This is a genomic window from Corynebacterium singulare (assembly GCF_000833575.1).
GTDB classification, from domain to species: domain Bacteria; phylum Actinomycetota; class Actinomycetes; order Mycobacteriales; family Mycobacteriaceae; genus Corynebacterium; species Corynebacterium singulare.
Genome location: NZ_CP010827.1, coordinates 2,486,007 through 2,506,429, shown reverse-complemented (window position 1 = coordinate 2,506,429; position 20,423 = coordinate 2,486,007). Strand labels below are relative to the sequence as shown.

General features: G+C 59.0%; 10 protein-coding genes. 5 read left to right on the top strand and 5 right to left on the bottom strand.

Annotation, left to right across the window (positions count from 1 at the left end; translation table 11 throughout):
* The first annotated feature begins 2 nt into the window (after window positions 1-2).
* The 3 genes from purT (at window position 3) to CSING_RS11580 (ending at window position 8,975) form a co-directional block, all read left to right on the top strand.
* Window positions 3-1,352 carry a formate-dependent phosphoribosylglycinamide formyltransferase gene (gene purT, locus CSING_RS11590; protein ID WP_084226212.1) on the top strand — a complete coding sequence of 450 codons (1,350 nt, stop codon included), beginning with the start codon at window positions 3-5 and terminating at the stop codon, window positions 1,350-1,352.
* A gap of 1,366 nt (window positions 1,353-2,718) precedes the next feature.
* On the top strand, window positions 2,719-7,866 hold the full coding sequence (locus tag CSING_RS13755; RefSeq protein WP_236683978.1) for a VaFE repeat-containing surface-anchored protein: 5,148 nt from the start codon (window positions 2,719-2,721) through the stop codon (window positions 7,864-7,866).
* 209 nt (window positions 7,867-8,075) lie between these two features.
* Window positions 8,076-8,975, top strand: coding sequence for a class F sortase (locus tag CSING_RS11580; protein ID WP_042532460.1), 900 nt, complete (start codon window positions 8,076-8,078; stop codon window positions 8,973-8,975).
* A 50-nt stretch (window positions 8,976-9,025) separates the two neighbouring features.
* On the opposite strand, the gene CSING_RS11575 is transcribed toward CSING_RS11580, so the two are convergent.
* Window positions 9,026-9,853 carry a PRD domain-containing protein gene (locus tag CSING_RS11575; protein ID WP_042532458.1) on the bottom strand — a complete coding sequence of 276 codons (828 nt, stop codon included), beginning with the start codon at window positions 9,851-9,853 and terminating at the stop codon, window positions 9,026-9,028.
* Window positions 9,854-9,995: 142 nt separating this feature from the next.
* Window positions 9,996-12,077, bottom strand: coding sequence for a glucose PTS transporter subunit IIA (locus tag CSING_RS11570; RefSeq protein WP_042532456.1), 2,082 nt, complete (start codon window positions 12,075-12,077; stop codon window positions 9,996-9,998).
* A gap of 343 nt (window positions 12,078-12,420) precedes the next feature.
* Here CSING_RS11570 and pta point away from each other — a divergent pair, with 343 nt between their 5' ends.
* Both pta and CSING_RS11560 read left to right on the top strand, forming a co-directional pair.
* On the top strand, window positions 12,421-13,785 hold the full coding sequence (gene pta / locus CSING_RS11565; protein ID WP_042532454.1) for a phosphate acetyltransferase: 1,365 nt from the start codon (window positions 12,421-12,423) through the stop codon (window positions 13,783-13,785).
* On the top strand, window positions 13,786-15,006 hold the full coding sequence (locus tag CSING_RS11560) for an acetate kinase (protein WP_042532452.1): 1,221 nt from the start codon (window positions 13,786-13,788) through the stop codon (window positions 15,004-15,006).
* A 125-nt stretch (window positions 15,007-15,131) separates the two neighbouring features.
* On the opposite strand, the gene CSING_RS11555 is transcribed toward CSING_RS11560, so the two are convergent.
* The 3 genes from CSING_RS11555 to CSING_RS11545 are packed head-to-tail and all read right to left on the bottom strand — an operon-like array spanning window position 15,132 to window position 20,409.
* Window positions 15,132-17,885, bottom strand: a complete 2,754-nt coding sequence (locus CSING_RS11555) for a serine/threonine protein kinase (RefSeq protein ID WP_042532450.1) — start codon at window positions 17,883-17,885, stop codon at window positions 15,132-15,134.
* Entirely contained in the window at window positions 17,882-18,985 is a 1,104-nt protein-coding gene (locus tag CSING_RS11550) for a glutamate ABC transporter substrate-binding protein (RefSeq protein ID WP_084226210.1), read from the bottom strand. The genes CSING_RS11555 and CSING_RS11550 overlap by 4 nt, the downstream gene beginning before the upstream one ends.
* Window positions 18,985-20,409 (bottom strand): hypothetical protein, encoded by a 1,425-nt coding sequence (locus CSING_RS11545; protein WP_042532448.1) that lies wholly within the window; start codon window positions 20,407-20,409, stop codon window positions 18,985-18,987. Before CSING_RS11545 ends, CSING_RS11550 begins: the two co-directional genes overlap by 1 nt.
* Between the last annotated feature and the right edge of the window lie 14 nt (window positions 20,410-20,423).

The following is a 20,423-nucleotide window of genomic DNA, read 5'->3' as shown; positions in this document are numbered from 1 at the left end:
GAATGACTACCGCAGGCGATATCGCAGGCCACATTGGAACTCCGCTGACAGGAAGTGCCACCAAGGTGCTCCTTCTTGGGGCGGGTGAGCTGGGAAAGCAGCTGGTGGTGGCCTTTCAGAACCTAGGGTTGGAAGTTCACGCCGTGGACCGCTATGCAGGAGCGCCCGCCCAGCAGCTCGCGCACTTTAGCTACATCGCGGACATCCAAGACCCAAACAAGGTGTGGGAATTGGCACAGCGCATCCACCCAGACTACGTAGTCCCCGAGGTGGAGACCGTGAATGTGGAGGTGCTCGCCCGCATCGAGGAGGAGATGAACTCCATCGTCGTGCCTTCTGCACGTGCGTGCGAGCTTACGCAGTCCCGGGAGAGCGTGCGTGGCGTGGCGGACAGCATCGGCCTGCCCGTAACGGCGTACCGTTTCGCAGAATCCCCTGAGGAGCTCTCGGAGGCGGTAGGGGAGTTGGGGCTGCCGTGCATAGTGAAACCAGATATTACGACCTCCGGTAAGGGGCACGTGTTGCTCAAGCATGCGGAGGACGTGGAGGAAGCGTGGGGCATGGTGCGTCACGTGTCTCCGGAGCGCAAGCGCGTGGTGGTGGAACGTTTCGTGAACTTTGATTATGAGGTCACGCTCCTGGCCGTGCGCTCCATTGACCCAGCGACGGACAAGATGGCCACGTGGTTTAGTGAGCCCATTGGCCACCGCCACGAGAATGGTGACCTTGTAGAATCCTGGCAACCCATGGCCATGAGTGAAGATGCGCTGGCGAATGCGCGTTCCGTGGCTGCGCGTATCTCCAACGAGCTGGGTGGGCGCGGTGTCTACGGCGTGGAGCTCTTTGTGGCCGGCGATGACGTCTACTTCTCTTCGGTATCCCCGCGTCCACTGGATACGGCGATGCTGACGGGGTACACGCAACGTTTCTCCGAGTTTGAGCTGCACGTTCGCGCCATGTTGGGATTCCCCATTGATGTGACGTTGGTCAGCCCTGGTGCTGCGGTCATTCTGCACGCCGACGCTGAGCTTGACGACGTCTCCTTTACCGGCCTCGACGCCGCCCTCTCCTACGAGGAGACTGACGTGCGTCTCTTCGGCAAGCCCGGTGCCTATGCCGGCCGCCGCATGGGCATGGTGGCCACGACAGCCGAGGATGTTGAGACCGCTCGCGACAGGGCCGCTTTGGCAGCGTCCAAGATTACTGTGGGCCCAACTCCTGGTGAGCACGGCGAAGGCTCCTCCCTGCATGTTGAGCCTAGCGAAGCCCCCGTCTCCGATATTGAGGTTCTCGAGGTTGCTGAGCCGGTTATCGACGTTGATCCAAAGCTCACCCGCTCAGCGGATGACTAGCCCAACGGGGGTATAAGTTTGGCCAATGGGGGTAAAACCTGTGTGCAGTGGCGGGGCTGTGTACTTATTTTTTGGCGGTTGCGCGTTCGGCGCAGCCGCCTTGTGTTTGCCTCGGGGCCCGCTGGTGGGGCAATGAGCGAATATATAGGAACGCATGTTCGGTGAAACATTGACGCTTCAACCACTTCCGAAAGAAGGGCTTAATGGTAGGCATCTCCATTTATTGGAGTGCATACTATGGCATGGCCTGCAAATTGTGGATGGGCGAACATATTAATCCCTGCTGAAGCTAAAAATTTACAGTCAGGAATTAAATCGAAAAAATCCTTTTAAACTTAAGAAACTCTCAACGTTACGCATGCGGGTGTCGTTCATGAAGTTCGAACACGTAGGCGATTTTATGGCCATAAAGGTGTTACCAACTGGATCTAGCTGCGGAAATACCATGCTGAAAGCGGTATAGATGAGGGTTATAGAGCAATGATCTTTCTTGCAGTGACCTGAGGGCGGTGATACTCTGCTGAGTGGACTGTAAGAGTTGATCGAGAGTCTGCGGGAATTTCTTCTGGTCAGAGTGGAAATTTCACGTCAAGAATTCAGATAGTCGCAGCGGCCATCCGGCACTGTGCAGAAAAAATTGTAAGTAGTTGCAACATCCGAAGAGGAAACGATGAGTAGATTGAGAAACATCTCCAGAGAGGGGTGGATGGTCTTTACCGCAGTGTTCACTGCCATTGCGGTAATTGCGGCCATGGTCGCCGTTCCTGGAGCAAGGGCGGCGGAGCCTACTGACTTTAAGCCGAACACCACTCTTGGTGAAAATACCGGCAAGGCGGCCGAAGATACCTCTTGGGGGCCGCTAGTTTGGGCTGGTGCCCCGATCGAAGGTCAGACAGGCAAAAAATACCAGGGTCATCCTGAGAATAACGTGGGTTGGGGCTGGTGTATGGATGCTAGCTTGGCAATTCCAATGAACCATAGGGACAAGTATGTCCAAGCGGAAGCGTCGAAGCTTGAAATCCCCGAGGGCTATCGTGACGCTGCTATTAATGTGGCCAGAAAGCTTAAGGCGGCTACCGCGCGAGGCGACAAGAAAGCGGCTGCGAACTATTCCGTGTACCTAGTGGCGCTAGTGTCTCATACTGGTACGTCCAAAGCTGCTGCTGCTGCGACGATTACCGGTCGTGACCCGTACTATAGTTCGGTCTTGGGAAACCGGAAGAATTATCCAGGATTTACCGGTAATGCCGAAGAGTTTACGCAGCTAACTGGTTACAAAATTGTAAGTGATTATGATCCGCCGAAGTTTGAAAAGGATCCGAGTGTCACAATACCTGCGCAGCCTCAAGAGGCGTTTATTACTATTGTGATCCCCACGGATACGCTCTCTGGTCCTGCGCAACCAGTTATGCCCGTTGATCAACCTGGTTTGCCGGATGACGGAGAAGGTGAATCTGAGGAGCCGACTACTTCTCCAGAGAATCCAGATACTGAGGAGAACACGACCGAAGAGACTACCTCTGAGAATCCGGAAGGGGAGACTTCTTCTAGCGAGACGACTACCGATTCTGAGCCGTCCAATACTGAGGAGACCACTCCTAAGGATTCCACTACTGAACCGACCTCTCCTGAGGAAACCACTACGGAGGATACTGGCGAGCCGACTCCGGGTAAGACTACTGATGTAGTACCTAATCCTGATCCGACTCCGACTACGGAGAAGCAGGAGAAGGACCTCAATCCGAAGATTGAGACCGAGGCTTCCTTTGATGGTGACAATCAGCAAGTTGTTGCTGGCGCTACCGTTATTGACACCGTGAGCTACGAGGACCTGGTTCCGGGCAAGAAGTACACCCTGAGGGCTGAGCTGCGTAACAAGGTTGCTGACGAGAATGGTCAGTACCCGATTGTTGGCCGTGGCGAGCTGGTGGACTTCATCCCGGACGCTGAGTCTGGCAAGGTTGAGGTCAAGATTGACGTCGACAAGCAGCTCGAAACCCCGATTGCTGCAGCTGTCGCTTACGAGTACCTCTACTCTCATGAGGTCAATGCTGATGGCAAGGATGCTCCGAATGAGGAGGGCGACGGTAACCTGATCGTCACTCACGATAACATCAACGATGGCAATCAGACTGTTTATACTAAGTGGTCCCCGGAGATTGGCACTGTGGCCAAGCTTGCTGAGGGTAACCGCGTTGTTGAGGGCGCCACGGTTATTGACACTGTGACTTATGAGGACCTGGTTCCGGGTAAGAACTACACCCTGAAGGCAAAGCTGATCTCTAAGGCTGACGGCACGACTGTCCTGGGTGAGGCTACTCATAGCTTCACTGCTGAGAAGTCTGCTGGATCTGAAGACGTTGTAATCACCGTCAACGACAAGGCGAAGAATGCCGTTGGCGCAGCTGTTGCCTTTGAGAAGCTGTTCTCCGCAGAAGTTGATGCTGACGGCAAGGACATCTCTAACTCCGGTGAAGAAGTAGAGATTGCCAAGCACGAGAACATCAATGATCGTAAGCAGACTGTGGATACTACTGAGTGGACCCCGTCTATTGAGACGAAGGCTGATCTTGGTGGGGCTACGCAGGTTTCTGCTGGTGCAGTTGTCAAGGACACTGTGAAGTTCACTGATTTGGTTCCGGGTAAGGAATACACCCTGAAGGCTCAGCTGCGTAACAAGGCTGCTGATGATAAGGGTGAGCACGCTGTTATCGGCGAGGGTTCGAAGAACTTCACGCCTAAGACTTCTGCCGGTGAGGTTGTTGTTGACATTAAGGTTGATGACAATTTCAAGGGTGTTGTTGCTTCTGCTGTTGCTTTTGAGAAGCTGTTCTCGAAGCAGGTGGATGAAAGCGGTAAGGATGCTCCGAATGAGGAGCGTGACGGTAACCTGATCACCACTCACGAGGACATCGACGATGGTGACCAGACCGTGAATACCACTGAGTGGAACCCGTCTATTGGTACCAAGGCCTCCAAGGCTGAAGGTACTGATATTGAGGCTGGCACTGTTGTCACCGATACTGTGACCTACACTGACCTGGTTCCGGGTAAGGAATACACCCTCCGCGCTGAGCTGCGTTCAAAGGTCAAGGATGAAGTCACGGGTGAGTACCCAGTGATCGGTCGTGGTGAGAAGACCTTTATTCCGACGGAGTCCTTCGGTGACGAAGAGGTTGAGATCACGGTCTTGCCTGAGGTTACCGGGGCCGTTAAGGAAGCTGTTGCTTTCGAGTACCTGACCTCTACCGTCGTTGATAAAAACGGTAACGAAACCACGACGGGTGAGAGCAATGATATTGCTGAGCACACCAATATCAATGACCGTGAGCAGACTGTAAAGTCCGATAAGCCGGACGAGACTCCGTCGACTGAGACTTCGGAAACGACCACTTCGGAGAACCCGGGTGAGGAGTGCACGACGACGACTGAGCCGACTCAGCAAACTACTGAGCCGACGCAGCAGACGACGGAGCCGCAGGAGCAGACTACTGAGCCGACGCAGCCGCAGGAGCAGCAGACGACTGAGCCTGCGTCGTCGACTGAGTCGACGACTCCGGTGAATCCGTGTGGTCCGGGTGAGTCTGAGACGCCGAAGACGTCTGAGACCTCGTCGAAGACGACGGTGACGACGACTAAGTCTGAGTCTTCTGTGACGTCGTCGAAGTCGAGTGAGTCCTCTTCTTCTGAGTCTTCTTCCTCTTCTTCTTCGTCGGAGTCTGAGGAGCCTTCTGAGGAGCCGTCGGATGAGCCGTCGAAGCCTTCTGGGCCGGGTGATGAGCCGGGTGAGAAGAAGAATGCGATTGTGTCGACGAATGCTGATTTTGATGGTGGCCTGCGTGTAGTTGTTGGCGGCGCGAAGATTGTGGATCAGGTTTCTTATGAGGGTCTGGTTCCGGGTAAGGAGTACTTCCTGGATGCGAAGTTGATTTCCAAGGCGGATGGTAAGTCTGTTCTTGGTGAGACGACTGGCCACAAGTTTGTGCCGACTGAGCCGAATGGCACTGAGGCTGTGACCATTGTTGTTGATGAGAAGGTTACTGAGCCGGTTGAGGCTGCGGTTGCTTTCGAGAAGCTGACTTCTAAGCAGGTCAATGACAAGGGTGAGGAGACTCCGGGTAATGAGACTCCGAATGAGATTGGCAAGCATGAGGACATCACTGATGATGATCAGACGGTGACTACTAAGGATGAGTTGCCGCGGATTTCTACTAATGCTGATTTCGCTAACGGTGCTACCGAGGTTGTTGCTGGTGCTGTAGTTGAGGACACGGTGTCGTTTAACAACCTTGTTCCGGGTAAGAACTACACCTTGAAGGCTGAGCTGATTTCTAAGGCTGATGGTGAGACTGTTGTGGGTGATGGTCAGCTGACCTTTGCTCCGGAGACTGCTAATGGTGAGGCCGTTGTTGAAATCACTGTTGATGAGAATCTTGAGGGTGTTGTTGAGGCTGCGGTTGCTTTTGAGGAGCTGACTTCTGTCGAGGTTGACAAGTTGGGTCAGGATACTCCGGATGCATCCGAGGATGAGCCGAACTTCATCGCTGACCACAAGGACATCAACGATAAGGATCAGACCGTTCCGAAGGAGACGGAGACTCCGGAAACGACTACGTCTGAGAAGCCGGGTGAGGAGTGTTCGACGACTACTGAGCCGACGCAGCCGCAGGATCAGACGACTGAGCCGACGCAGCCGCAGGATCAGACGACTGAGCCGACGCAGCCGCAGGATCAGGAGACGACTGAGTCGACGACGACTCCGGTGAATCCGTGTGGTCCGGGTGAGTCTGAGACGCCGAAGACGTCTGAGACCTCGTCGAAGACGACGGTGACGACGACTAAGTCTGAGTCTTCTGTGACGTCGTCGAAGTCGAGTGAGTCCTCTTCTTCTGAGTCTTCTTCCTCTTCTTCTTCGTCGGAGTCTGAGGAGCCTTCTGAGGAGCCGTCGGATGAGCCGTCGAAGCCTTCTGGGCCGGGTGATGAGCCGGGTGAGAAGAAGAATGCGATTGTGTCGACGAATGCTGATTTTGATGGTGGCCTGCGTGTAGTTGTTGGCGGCGCGAAGATTGTGGATCAGGTTTCTTATGAGGGTCTGGTTCCGGGTAAGGAGTACTTCCTGGATGCGAAGTTGATTTCCAAGGCGGATGGTAAGTCTGTTCTTGGTGAGACGACTGGCCACAAGTTTGTGCCGACTGAGCCGAATGGCACTGAGGCTGTGACCATTGTTGTTGATGAGAAGGTTACTGAGCCGGTTGAGGCTGCGGTTGCTTTCGAGAAGCTGACTTCTAAGCAGGTCAATGACAAGGGTGAGGAGACTCCGGGTAATGAGACTCCGAATGAGATTGGCAAGCATGAGGACATCACTGATGATGATCAGACGGTGACTACTAAGGATGAGTTGCCGCGGATTTCTACTAATGCTGATTTCGCTAACGGTGCTACCGAGGTTGTTGCTGGTGCTGTAGTTGAGGACACGGTGTCGTTTAACAACCTTGTTCCGGGCAAGACCTACACCTTGAAGGCTGAGCTGATTTCTAAGGCTGATGGTGAGACTGTTGTGGGTGATGGTCAGCTGACCTTTGCCCCGGAGACTGCTAATGGTGAGGCCGTTGTTGAAATCACTGTTGATGAGAATCTTGAGGGTGTTGTTGAGGCTGCGGTTGCTTTTGAGGAGCTGACTTCTGTCGAGGTTGACAAGTTGGGTCAGGATACTCCGGATGCATCCGAGGATGAGCCGAACTTCATCGCTGACCACAAGGACATCAACGATAAGGATCAGACCGTTCCGAAGGAGACGGAGACGACTCCGAACAAGCCGGGTGAGGAGACGACCCCGAATAAGCCGGGTGAGGAGACCACTCCGAATAAGCCGGGTGAGGAGACCACTCCGAATAAGCCGGGTGAGGAGACCACTCCGAATAAGCCGGGTGAGGAGACGACCCCGAACAAGCCGGGTGAGGAGACCACTCCGAACAAGCCGGGTGAGGAGACCACTCCGAACAAGCCGGGTGAGGAGACGACCCCGAATAAGCCGGGTGAGGAGACCACTCCGAATAAGCCGGGTGAGGAGACCACTCCGAACAAGCCGGGTGAGGAGACGACCCCGAACAAGCCGGGCGACAAGCCTGGTGACGAGGATGGCAGCTCGAAGAAGTCTGACCTGCCGTGGTGGCTGCTGCTCATCCCAGGTCTGGGCCTCATCAAGCTCATTATCGACGGTGGCAACGGTGGCAATGGTGGCGACCACGATGGTGGTAAGGGCACCTCTGAGGTCATCGAGGACAACGACCGCGGCGATAACCGCGGCGAGTCCACCGGTGACAACGCTGGTGAGTCGTCCGAGGAGACTGGTGAAAACACTGGTCGCGATGACCGTGAGGTTGTCGTCCTGGACGCTACCCCGCCGGAGGACGCTGGCATGCCGCTGCCGTCCAACGCTGAGCGTGTCGAGATCAAGCACGTACCGTCCGGTGCGACCAAGCTTGAGCCTGGCATGAAGGACTTCATCAAGTAGTCCGCCTCGTCCGCCGGTCCCTAGCCCATCAAGGCAGGGGTTGGAAGGGGCAGAACTTGTGTAGGGCAATCCCCTCCAGGGTTCGTAGTGAACACTGGAGGGGATTTGTCATCTATTGTTTAATTAGAAAAATTATTATTGAAGTGTGTGAGCACCACGAGGTCAACTGCGTGTTGCGGTGGCCTGCAGCAACGAAGGAGTAAACAGCTATGTCTGATTCGGAAGAAACGAACGGAATCCCGAAATATCCCGGGCAGGATTCTGGTGCGGAATCAGATGCCGCGGCGGCATCGTCATCAGCATCGGTGCCGGCCGGTGGCGCACACAGGAAGCCGGATGATGGTGAGAAGAAGGGCGGTAAGAAGGCGCTCTGGGCCATCCTGGCGTTGATAGCCATCATCCTGGTGGTTATCCAGCTGGTGTTGTATTTCGGTCGTAACGGCGACGATGACGCAGGGGACGCAGGCGCGTCTTCGACGGTGGCGTCGGCCACGGAGGAGGCCGCACCGACGACGACCAACTCTGACCCGTTCGTGGATGATTCGGGTGAGCAGAACCAAGAGATTGATGCTGCCCCGGGTGAATTCCGTGACTTCGGTGCGATGTCGCTGGGCATCAACGAGGAGATCGCAGCGGTTGACCCAATTCAGGTCACTGAGAACGGAATGTTGATTCCGCCGCGTGATGTGTCGCGTTTGGGCTGGTACTCGGCGTCGGCAGTTCCCGGCGAGGCAGGCCCGGTGGGCTCCAGCGTGATTACTGGCCACATCAATTACCAGGGCCAGGGCACCGGCTTTGCCGAGAAATTCACCACCTTGGAACAGGGGCAGGAGTTCACGGTTTACATTGATGGCGAGGAGCGCATGTTCCGCGTGACGGAGGCGCCGTATCGTTTGCCGAAGGGCGCAGGATTCCCAGACGTTGTCAATGACACAGAGGGCGAGAACCGCCTGGTGCTCATTACGTGTGGCGGAAAGTTCGTCGGTGGCCAGCTGGGCTACGAGGACAACATCATTACCGTGGCGGAGCCGGTGGCGCCTGTCGAAGGGGCAGGCGAAGTGCCGGCAGAGGCTCCTGCTGAAGCCCCGGCTGAGGTACCGGCGGCCTAATATCGGATCCAGTGCTGTCTAGCTGCGTCTGTGGGGGGGGCTGACTGCAGCTAGACAGAGGCCTCCTGCAGGCGCGCGATGTGCAGCGTTAGGTAGGAGACCTCATCGGGGGTGAGAGCGTCATCGAGGCGCAGCTCAATGAGATTGGAAACAATCTGGGCGGTCTCGCCCGCCTCGGGGTAGCGGGCTGAAATGGCAGTGGCTACTTGGCGGTCATCGGAATCGAGTTGCTTATGCTCCGCCATGCGCACGAAGAGGTAGCGCAGGTGCGTGATGAAACGGGCGACGGAGATGTCCTCGCTGTTGAGCTCCGTGTCATTGTGGGAACCAATCACGGCCAAAATCTGCTGGATGAGGCCCGTCATGCGGTAGGTGCCCGACAAATCACCGACGGCGAAGCCAGCGTTGACAAGATGCAAGGTAATAGCCACAGCCTCATCCTGGGCTAGGGGCTTCTGAAGGCCATCGTTAATGGCGGCCAGAAGATGCTGCGCGAGGGCAAAGTCCTCGGCGTAAAGATGGCGAACCTCAGCCTCCAAGGGATAAGCAATTGCGGTGCCCCGAGAGACCGCGCCGTGGATGTGATCCGCAACTGCCACGACGAGCGTGAGCTTGCTGCGCAGGGCCTCCGACATGTCCACGCTGTGCATGGCATCAATGACCAGCTGCACGTACTCGCCGGGGATACCGGCAATCATGGCGGCGAGGTGATCGGGATCGCGGCCAGAATCGGGGACGAAAACCTTGGCCACCTTGTCCGGATCTACTGGTGATCCGGGGTGGGCTTGGAAGCCGATACCGCGGCCAGTGACGATGACCTCCTCCTCACCGCGCCGTGCGAGAACGACGTTGTTGTTAAACACACGCAACAGTTGCACGAGGCACCTTTCTCTTGTGGGAGGACTCTTCTTGTGAAGAAAGGCCGACTGGGCCTGGGGTGGGCCCGAGGATAAGGTTCGATCCGCATATGACAAAGCTGGCCACGATGGCGGAACATCGAGCCAGCTTAGTCGGAGGTTGTTAACGGGTGGTGGTGATAACCGTGTCGCCCGCAGATGCGTGCTTCAGACCAGCCGGGGACACGGCAGCCAAAGCCTTGGTGTTGGTTACAGCTAGGACGATGGTGGTGTCGTAGCCGGCCGCGCGGACCTTGTCGAAGTCAACGGTGGCTAGGAGCTCACCCTTCTTCACGGTGTCGCCCTTCTTGACGGCTGGTGTGAACCCCTCACCCTTCATCTTTACGGTGTTGATACCGATGTGGACGAGGACCTCCACGCCGTCTGAAGTCTTGATGCCGTAGGCGTGGCCGGATTTCATGGCGCTGACCACGGTGCCGGACACGGGGGAGTAGACGTCATTGTTTTCAGGGACGATGCCCACACCATCACCGAGCGTGCCGGCGGAGAAGACCGGGTCATCGATGTCGGCCATGGCTACAACCTCACCGGCAGCTGGGGAGGCGATGTCAGTGGTGGTGCCAGCAGCGGGTGCAGCGGCTTTGGCCGGGGCGTCGCTCTTGGTGGCGGTAGCGGTTGCAGCACCTGCAGCGCCCGCACCGGCAGCGCCGGCGTCACCGGCATTGTCGGCGTTAGCTTCACCGAGCTCGGCGGCCTCACGTGCGGCCTTAGCCTCTGCGCGTTCCTCCGGGGTGCGGTAATCGGTGAAGAAGATGAGCAGGAAGGCCACGACGAAAGCCACGGCGATGGAGATGGCGTACTTGGCCATCGGGGTGAAGACCGGAATGGTCAGCAGGGAGGTGAACACGAAGGCGTCGGTAGTAATGCCGTTCGTGCCCAGCGTCAGCAAAGCCACAGTCAGGCCACCAGCGAAGCAGCCGACCAGCATGCGCGGGTAAATCCTCTTGAAGCGCAGGTGGATACCGTAGAGCGAAGGCTCAGACACACCACCGAGTAGGCCGGCCAGGAGGGCAGAGCCGGAGGTCTGGCGCATCACGGTGTCGTGGTCACGGATGGAAATGGCCAGAACACCAGCGGTGGCGCCGAAGCAGGCAAAGTTCCATGCACCCATCGGGCCCTGGATGAAGTCATAGCCCAAGGTCTGGATGTTGACCAGCATGAGGGCGTTGAGCGGCCAGTGCAGGCCCAGTGGGACGAGGAATGGGTAGAGCATCGGGATGGCCAGGGCGAAGACGAACGGAACGTTGTCATTCATCCAGGACAGGCCGGCGCCAATGCCGTTACCGGCCCACACGCCGAAGGGGCCGATGAGGAAGGCCGTCAACGGGATGACGAAGAGCATGGTAAGGAAGGGGACGAAGACCATGTGAACCGCGGACGGGATGATCTTCTGGAAACCCTTGTAGAACAGCGCAGCAACGGCGGCCATAATGAGCGGGACGAAGACGTTTCCGCCGTAGTCCTGCAGCTGCATGGTCATGCCGAAAATCTCAATGGAGCACTGCTCCGCACCGAGGGTGTCGTTGGTGACGCACTGGACCGCAGGATTCTCCGAGAGATTGAGGAATTCCGGGGTGAAAAGAGCAAGCATGATCGTTGCGGGAACCCAGGGGTCGATGCGCAGCTTCTTGCCAGCGTTATAAGCCACCATGACCGGCAGGAAGAAGAAGACAGAACGCCACATAGCATCCACGAAGAACCACGAGGCCGGCTTGTCCGGGGAGCGGAAGTCCACGACTTCGAAGGCATCCAGCACTGATGCGAAGGCGATAACCAGGGAGGCGCCCAGTAGCACACCCAGGATGGGGCGGAAGGAATCCGAGAGGTACTCGAAGAAGGCGTCGAGCCACGGCACCTTGCCCTTGGACTTAGCGCGCGCGGCGGCCTTGACATCATCGTTGGAGCGGCCGGTGTGCTCACCGCCTTCCTTCATCTGGGGAAGGGCCATGATCTGGTCGTAGACCGTGGCGACGTCGCCGCCGATGACCACCTGGTAGTTGCGGCCGCCCTGGGGCACGGCACCCATGACCTTGGGGATGGCCTCGAGTGCCTCTTTGTCTGCCTTGGAGGAATCGGCCAGCTCGAAGCGGAGGCGCGTGGCACAGTGCGTGAGCGAGGTGACGTTCTCCGCTCCGCCGATGCCATCGATGATGGCTTCAGCTGGCGAGCGAACTTCAGTCGACATGTCAGTCCTTTCGCGGGTAAGCGGGCTGGAGTATAAAAACCACAAAAGACCTAGGCCGCGATGGTTCATGCCGAACCATCCCCACGCGTCAATGAGTGGGGAGCCTAGGTCTTGCCCGAAGTAACAATCCTGGTCAGAAGCCTACCCCGGGTGGATCACGGTTGACAAGTTTGTGTGGAATAGCGCACTCTCTTGTGGTGCGGCCGCTTCTGTGCAGGGATAATGGCGCGGGACCGTGGCGGGGGTGCGGCGATGGATGGCATGTTCCCGTACTGTGAAGGTGTCACTGTGTGCCCTGTGTGTGAGCGGGGCTACACGCCTTCCCATGAGAGAAAGGTTGTTTATGCCCACCACGTCCTCACGTAATTCTGCATTCATCAGCGTCATCGGACGCGGCTTCGACGGCTTGGGGGTTGAGGCTGTTGCGCAGGAGCTCGGCGCCACCTTCGCCAAGGTTGATGACCTTGGCACGGAACTGAGCCAGGTCCTCGACAACGTCCCGGAGGGCAACGTAGTCCTTCAGGGCACGGGTGTCATGGACTTTGATGCCAAGGCCGCAGCGGCCTTGGGTCTGCCGTTCGTGCTCATCTCCAACGCGCCTGCCCGCACCGCGGAGCTTGCCCTCGATCACGCACGCTCCGTGGGAGCGACTGTGGTGGACGCGCTGACCGATGTCTCCTCGGTTCCCGGTGCCCTCTCCTCACTGGAGGAGATTGAGCCGTATATGTGTGCGGAACTCTTTCAGAAGCAGCTTCTGGACCAGGCCCGCGAGGTGGGCGCGCACATCGTCCTGCCGGAGGGCGAAGATGACCGCATTCTTGAAGCCGCCGGTGAGCTCCTCAAAGGCAAGGTGGCGAAGTTGACGATCCTGGGTGATGACACCGTGGAGAAGCGCGCTCAGGACTTGGGAATCGACCTGTCCGGAGTGGACATCATTAACCACCTGGAGTCCCCGCTAGCAGAAGAGTTTGCTGCGGACTTTGCGGAGCTGCGCAAGAAGAAGGGCGTGACCCTGGAGCAGGCGCGCGAGACCATGAAGGACGTGTCCTACTTCGCCACCATGATGGTCCACAAGGGCCTGGCTGATGGCATGGTCTCCGGTGCCGCACACACCACGGCGCACACCATCAAGCCCTCCTTCCAGATCATTAAGACCAAGCCGGAAGCTTCCGTGGTTTCCTCCATCTTCCTCATGGTCATGCCGGGGCGCCTGTGGGCCTTCGGTGACTGTGCCGTGAACCCGAACCCCACCCCGGAGCAGCTCGGTGAGATTGCCATCGTCTCGGCACAGACCGCCGCGCAATTTGGCTTGGACCCGCGCGTGGCCCTGCTGTCCTACTCCACCGGTACCTCCGGTGCTGGCCCAGACGTGGAAAAAGTTACGGCAGCCGTGGAAGCCGCCAAGAACATCGATTCCTCCGTGGCGGTGGACGGTCCGCTGCAGTTCGACGCTGCGTGCGACCCGGGCGTGGCCGCCAAGAAGGCGCCGGAGTCCCCGGTCGCTGGTCAGGCGTCCGTCTTCGTCTTCCCGGACTTGGAGGCCGGCAACATCGGCTACAAGACCGCGCAGCGCACCGGTGGCGCCCTAGCGGTCGGCCCAATCTTGCAGGGCCTCAACAAGCCAGTCAACGACCTCTCCCGCGGTGCGACCGTCCCAGACATCATCAACACTGTGGCGATCACCGCTATCCAGGCAGGAGTGAAGTAAATGGCGTACGTACTCGTTCTGAACTCAGGCTCCTCTTCAGTTAAGTTCCAGCTGGTCGATCCGGAAAGCTCCGCTACCGATACCCCGCTGGTCTCCGGTTTGGTGGAGCAGGTTGGTGAGCCGCAGGGTGCGGTGACCGTCAAGACCGGCGGTGAGGAATACAAGGAAGAACTGGAGATTCCCTCCCACTCCTTCGGCCTCGACCGTGCATTTAGCATCATGCACGAGCACGGCGTGGGCCCGACGGATGTCGAGGTCATCGCGGTGGGCCACCGTGTTGTGCACGGCGGCCGCCTGTTCAGTGAGCCGCAGCTCATCGTGGACCAGATTGAGTCCATGATTGAGGACCTCATCCCGCTGGCTCCGCTGCACAACCCGGCCAACCTCGATGGCATTCGTGTGGCCCGCAAACTACTGCCGGACATCCCGCACGTCGCGGTTTTTGATACCGCCTTTTTCAACCAGATGCCACCGGCAGCTGCGCTCTACGCCATCAACAATGAGGTGGCCTCGAAGTATGACGTTCGTCGTTATGGCTTCCACGGAACCTCCCACGAATTTGTTTCGCAGCAGGTTCCAGGTTTGCTGGGGCGCGACCCTGAGCACACGCACCAAATCACCCTCCACCTGGGCAATGGTGCCTCTGCGGCCGCTATCCGCAACGGCCGTCCGATTGACACCTCGATGGGCCTCACCCCGCTGGCTGGTCTGGCCATGGGTACCCGTTCCGGTGACATCGATCCGGGCATCATCTTCCATCTGTCGCGTCAGGCGGGCATGTCGATCGATGAGATTGACAACCTGCTCAACAAGCAGTCTGGTGTGAAGGGCATTGCGGGTGTCAACGACTTCCGTGTGCTGCGTGAGCGCATCAACAACGAGGACCAGGATGCTTGGCTGGCGTACAACATCTACATCCACCAGCTGCGTCGCTTCATCGGTTCCTACATGATTGCGCTGGGCCGCGTGGATGCCATCACCTTCACCGCCGGTGTGGGTGAGAATGACACCGAGGTCCGCCAGGATTCGCTGTACAACCTGGATATGTACGGCATTGACTTTGATAAGGAAGCCAACCTGGTGCGATCCAAGGAACCGCGCATGATTTCGACCGCCGAGTCCCAAGTCAAGGTTTTCGTTGTGCCGACCAACGAGGAGTTGGCAATTGCACAGAAGTCTGCGGTCATCGCAGACATGGCACGTGAGGCGGGCCTTTACTAGGTCTTAGCCTGTCCGTGCTTCATCTTTTCAACTGTTCAACGCGTTGATTCCGGGCAGACCCCTGAGAGTGGTGTTCCTCTCTCGGGGGTTTCGGCGTGCGTAGGGGAGCTAGAATGCCGTGGGAGCTAGAAAAGGGTGACCGGGCGGACCTTGTTGGCCAGGTCTACGAGGGCGTAGCGGTGGCGCGAGAAGGGCGCCTGGCGGGCAAGAGCCCGCAGAGTATCGGCCAGGCCATAGCGCAGGCCGCGCTGGGTAAAGGGAAACTCGAAAAGGTCGTTGGGGGAAGCCGAAGCGTCAAGGTCGGCATCGCGCAAGAAAGTTAAGGCGGCCGAGATGACGGCAATCTTGATCTGGAGGAACCGCGGTTCGTTCTGCGGAATCTCCTCAAGGCGGCGGGCAGCGCGGCGAATGCGCGACTCGGAGAGATCATGGACAATGAGCTGAAGAATCGTGGTCAGGCGCGCCATGCGGTGATGGCGCGAGGCATTCGGGACCTTGTCCAGGGTGGTCACGGCCAGTTCCACTTGGTGTTCCGCGCGTAGCTGGCGGGCCAAACCGAAGGCGGAGGAAACCGTCGATGGGTTCGTGGCCCACACGATTCCGTAGAGGCGCATCGAATTGAAACGCAGGTGCGCTGGCTCCTCGGTGACGTGGTCCCAGATTCCCGGCTGTTCCTCGAAAACCTCGTTGGGTAGATCCGCAAGTGAGGTGGTGAGGTTGGCGCAGGCGCGGGCCACGGAGGCGTCGATAAGCGCTGCTTCTGAGAACCCCAACTGTTGGAGAATCAGTTCATTGACTGCGCCAATGGCCAACTTAGGGGCAGCTTCACCAGGTAAAATGTCGAGGACATGGGCGAAGTGAGCCTGGGCCTCGCGGTACTTGTCCAGCAGCAGTTCCGCCACGCCGGAATACCAGTGGAAGCGCCAGTCATTGCCCAGGCGGTCCTTGATGGAGGTCAGCCATTCGCGGGCCTGACCGATATACCCCAGGTCAATCATCGCGCGCACCACACCGAGGGGAATCTCCGCGGACTCTTCATACTCGGGAGTCTGCATGGCCTGGCGGAGTGTCTCCAGAGCTTCCTGTGGCTCCGTGTAGGAGGAACCCTGGAGCAGCGAGGCGCCCACATCGGAACGCATGATGAGCGGGGCCGGAAGGGCGGAAACGACCTCGGGGGCAGTGATGCGGACGGTGCGATCGATGCCGTCAATGAGCTGGTCCGTGCGGAAGACCAGGTGCTTCGTGCCGAAGGTTGTACGCTGCGGAGAGAACACCGAGTGCTGGGCCGGGTGCTGGATGCCATCGCGGATGGCGATGACCTCACGGAGCACGCCAAAGAGCTGATTGCGCAGCTCAGACACGGAGTGGAAGCGCTTGTCCGGATCCGGATCCGTAGCGCGCAGCAGCAGGCGGTAGAAGGAGAGATAGCGACGCAGCAGCGGCTCCTCGGCCGGGGTGGGCAGGCCAGGTTTGTACACTCCGTCCTCGACCGGCAGCTTGAGCACCATGCAGGCCAAGGTGCGGCCGATGGTGTAGATGTCGCTGGCAATGGAGGGCCCCTTGGTGGCGATTTCCGGGGCCTGGAAACCTTGGGTGCCATAGATGTGGCCGAAAGCACCGATGCCCGAGACCGCGCCGAGATCAATGAGCTTGACTTGGTCTTCAGTGACGATGATGTTGGACGGTTTCAAGTCGTTGTAGACCACGCCGCGTGCGTGGAGGTAATCCAAAGCGGGGAGGATCTCCAGGATGTAAGCAATCGCAGTATCGACCGGGAAGACGTCATTCTCCTGGTGGTTGCGGCGGTTCTTGAGTGAGGGGCCACCGACGTATTCCATAACGATGAAGCCGCCGGGCACGCGGGCGTCATCGATGAAGTTGAAAATCTTGACGATGTTCGGGTGCGTAATATCCGCCAAGAACTCGCGCTCCGATTCAGCAGTGGCGGTTTGTTCGGCGGAGTTTTCTGTTTGTTCGGCGGAGTTTTCTGACTGCATGCCTTTAAGCACGACGATGCGCCCGGAAACGAAGTGGTCATTGGCCAGGTAAATCCATCCCAAGCCACCGTGGGCAAGGACGCCGAGAATCTCGTACTGCTCCGCCACTATGTCACCGGGCTTAAGCTGCGGCGGGGCAACACGTGGCGAATCCTCCGGATCAATGAGCGCCTCGCGCGGGTTGCTGGGAACAACGAAGGGCAAGGTAGTCATGCCGTCGGCCACCTCGCGGTCGGTGCGCTTGGTGGTGCGCCGCTGACGGAAGGTGTCGATGGCGCGGCGGCGTGAGGCCTGGGAAGGATCCTCAGTCTTGCGGCGATCACGCAGCTGGCCCAGTTCCTCAATCAGCGCAGCGATGTTGTCGGAATCGACGTAGTCACCGTCGCCGGATGTACCAGAGCGTGGTGCTCGACCAGCGGTCTTACCGCCCGCGCCGGGGTGGGCGGGCGTAGGCAGGACGACGCCGTCTGCATTGCCTTCATCGCCATCGTCCTCATCGTCGGCAAAAGGATCGAAGGGAACGGCCGCGGTGTGGTCGAAAGCTTCGGCGGGGTCTGATGCCCCGGCAGAGCCACCGGCGTCGGCTGCTCCCTGGGCGCTGGATGGGCGGACGGCGGCGACGGTGGCATCCGTGGCTTCTTCTGCAGCCGCAGGGGTGTTGCCTTTGCTAGTCCCTTCACTGTCGACGTCGCTGTTGACCTCGTTGTCGACCTCGTAGTCGTCGTCGGCGAAGGGGTCGAAAGGAACGGCCTCGGTGGCGTCGTTGGTGTCATCGTAGCGCGAGGCATCACTGGGGGCGGGGTGTGCTGAGGGCGCAGCGTCCGGCTCGTGCTCCTCGGGCGTGAGGTGATCGAGCTCGTCTTCGCTGAAGCGGTGCGTCACGGTTGTCCCTCCTTCGTCGTGTCAGCCTTGTTATCGCCCTTGGTGGCGCGGCCCTCACCAGAAGACTCTTCCGAGGAGGTGGACTTTGTGGCAGGCGGTGTCTCATTGAGATACTTCGGCGCGGGAAGCGAGGGGCGATCCATGTAATCTCCCAACCATGTGTTGAAGAGCCTCAGCCACGTGCCATCGGAGCGGATGCGCTCCAAGGTGGAGTTCACCTGCCGGATGAGGGGGCGGGAGTCATAGGAGGCATCTGGCTTGCGCACGGCCACGCCGTAGCGTTGGGTCTCCAGGGCATTGCCGACGATCTCGGTGTAGGAATCCTGAGCCAGCATGCCTGACAGCAGCGCATCATCGACCACAATGCCATCGGTCTGCCCCAGCTGCAGGGCCATGAGGCAATCGCCCCACGCGTGGGTCTCCAGAATGTCGGAGGACGGGGAATGCTTGCGAATGGCATCCACCATGGTTGAGCCTTTCGCCGCGCAGAGCGTCAGCCCCGCGGCGTCCTCAATGGAATGAATGCCGGAGTTCTTGAGCACGAGCAGGCGGGCATCCGTCTTCATGTACGGGATGGAAAAAGCCACCTCGCGCTGGCGTTCCGGACTAATCGTCATGGTGCGAATGACCATATCCACCGTGTGATCATTGAGGGCCTTGGCGCGGTCGGAGGCCTCCACGAAGCGGAAATCCACCTTGGACGAGTCACCGAAGATATCGTGGGCGATTTCGCGGGCAATGTCCACTTCAAAGCCGCGCACCTCACCGGTGACGGTATCGCGGTAGCTCAACAGGTTATTGGAGCGATCCACACCCACGATGAGGCGGCCGCGCTTGATAATGTCCGGCACGCGCTCTTCCGGCGTCTTGTCATCCGGGCGGTAGGAACCATAGGGCTCCGCATCGTTCGGCTTGGCTGCTTCGCCCACACCGGCCGGTTCGATGATGGCATCCTCCGGCAGCGGTGGTCCGGGGGTGGAATGGATATCCGCGCTCGTGGACAGGACGGGATCTGGCGCCGTGGTGTGGGTAGTCTCGCAGGCGCTCAGCATGAGGGAGAAGGTGGCCAGGAGGGACGCTGACAAGCACAGGCGTTTCATTAGAGGTACTCCTGCAGACGCGGACGAATGCCCAACCACACCGCGATGATGGCGCCGAACGTCGCCAGCGAAACACCCGTGGACACCAGGGTCATGGCGTTAAGGCCCCGCATCAAGTACTGGCGCATGGACTCGCGGGCCTCATCGATGAGGGCGGCCAGTGAATTGTCCACCGCATTGAAAGCGCTGGCGGCGGTAGGGGCGCCATCCGGATCGATGGCGGTGGCTTGGTACACCGCGGCGTCGTAGTCGCCCGTGGAAAGGTCCTCCATGAAGGCCTCGTGCGTGGTGCTCCAATCCTCCACTGCCTGCGTGGCCTGGGGGATGAGGGTGGGATCGGAGCTCTCGTCCAGAGCCTCTTCATAATTCCGCAGGGCCTGGTTGACGGAGTAGACCGTGGAGTTGAAGTGCACGGACATGTCTTGCTGGGAGGAGCGTAGGACCAGCGCGAGGGTCTCGGAGGTACGCATCTGCTGGGCCTCAATACGGGACGCGGTGAGCGAGTCCCAGGGGCGCGAAACCGTTTCGAAGCCCTGGTGGCCCGAGGCCCATGTGGCAAAGTTCGCGGCGGAAGCCCATGCCAAGGCGATAAAGAGCAAGCCCGTGGCTACGACGAATCCGCGGTTGAGGCGGCGGCGAGTGAGGCGCCACAGCCACCATTGAGCCAAGCCCAAAAAGATGAGCGCCGCCACCAGTCCGGAGAGCGGGACCCACTGCGGGCGGGTAAGGCGTTGTTGCTGCTGGGTGACCTTTTCCGAAGTCAAGGTGAACAGCTCCGCCGCGGCCGGAAGAATGCGGGTGCGCATCAGCGCAGAGGCATTCGACATGTAGGAATTTGCCACCGCATTGCCCGCGCGGTGGTTGACGCGGGCCTTTTCCACCAGAGCGGTATAGACGGGCAGCTCGCGCTGGATAAACGTGACGAGTTCGCGCACGCGTTCATCCTCAGCAGAAGAGCCCACGACGGACTGTGTGGCGGCGACGGCAGCGGCGTCGATGGCTTCGTTATAGCGCTTGCGGTTGCCCTCCGGCTCCACACCTGCTTGGACAAAGCCGGTGGTGGCAACCGTGTCTGCGAGCGAGAGGTTGGTGTAAAGATGGTGCGCCGCATTCGACATCGGCTCGGTTGAGGTCAACAGCGCGTCGAGGTCGTCATGGCGGGCGGCTGAGGATGAAGACATGGAAAAACCCGCCGCAGCGAGGGCCGCGGTGAGGATGAGCGTGACGGTAAAAAGCTTGCCTGGGGTGGTGGCGGCGAAGCTGTAGAGACGCCTCACCACGCGCGCCGGGCCAGCAAAAGAACTCATGGCTAGCTGCGTGGGACGGCTAAACGCTGGTGCGGCGGGCTCGGTGACGTCATCGAGCCAGTGATCGCCCCACGATTCGGGGGAGTGCTCGCGCAGTTCGGTGGCCGGGCCGGTCATTCCCTTAGGATAGC

Bases quoted from the DNA above. Each gene is read 5' to 3' on its own strand.
- CSING_RS11580 (WP_042532460.1), top strand. From the start codon at position 8,076: ATGTCTGATTCGGAAGAAACGAACGGAATCCCGAAATATCCCGGGCAG.
- pta (WP_042532454.1), top strand. From the start codon at position 12,421: ATGCCCACCACGTCCTCACGTAATTCTGCATTCATCAGCGTCATCGGA.
- CSING_RS11560 (WP_042532452.1), top strand. From the start codon at position 13,786: ATGGCGTACGTACTCGTTCTGAACTCAGGCTCCTCTTCAGTTAAGTTC.
- CSING_RS11570 (WP_042532456.1), bottom strand. From the start codon at position 12,077: ATGTCGACTGAAGTTCGCTCGCCAGCTGAAGCCATCATCGATGGCATC.
- purT (WP_084226212.1), top strand. From the start codon at position 3: ATGACTACCGCAGGCGATATCGCAGGCCACATTGGAACTCCGCTGACA.
- CSING_RS11550 (WP_084226210.1), bottom strand. From the start codon at position 18,985: ATGAAACGCCTGTGCTTGTCAGCGTCCCTCCTGGCCACCTTCTCCCTC.
- CSING_RS11545 (WP_042532448.1), bottom strand. From the start codon at position 20,409: ATGACCGGCCCGGCCACCGAACTGCGCGAGCACTCCCCCGAATCGTGG.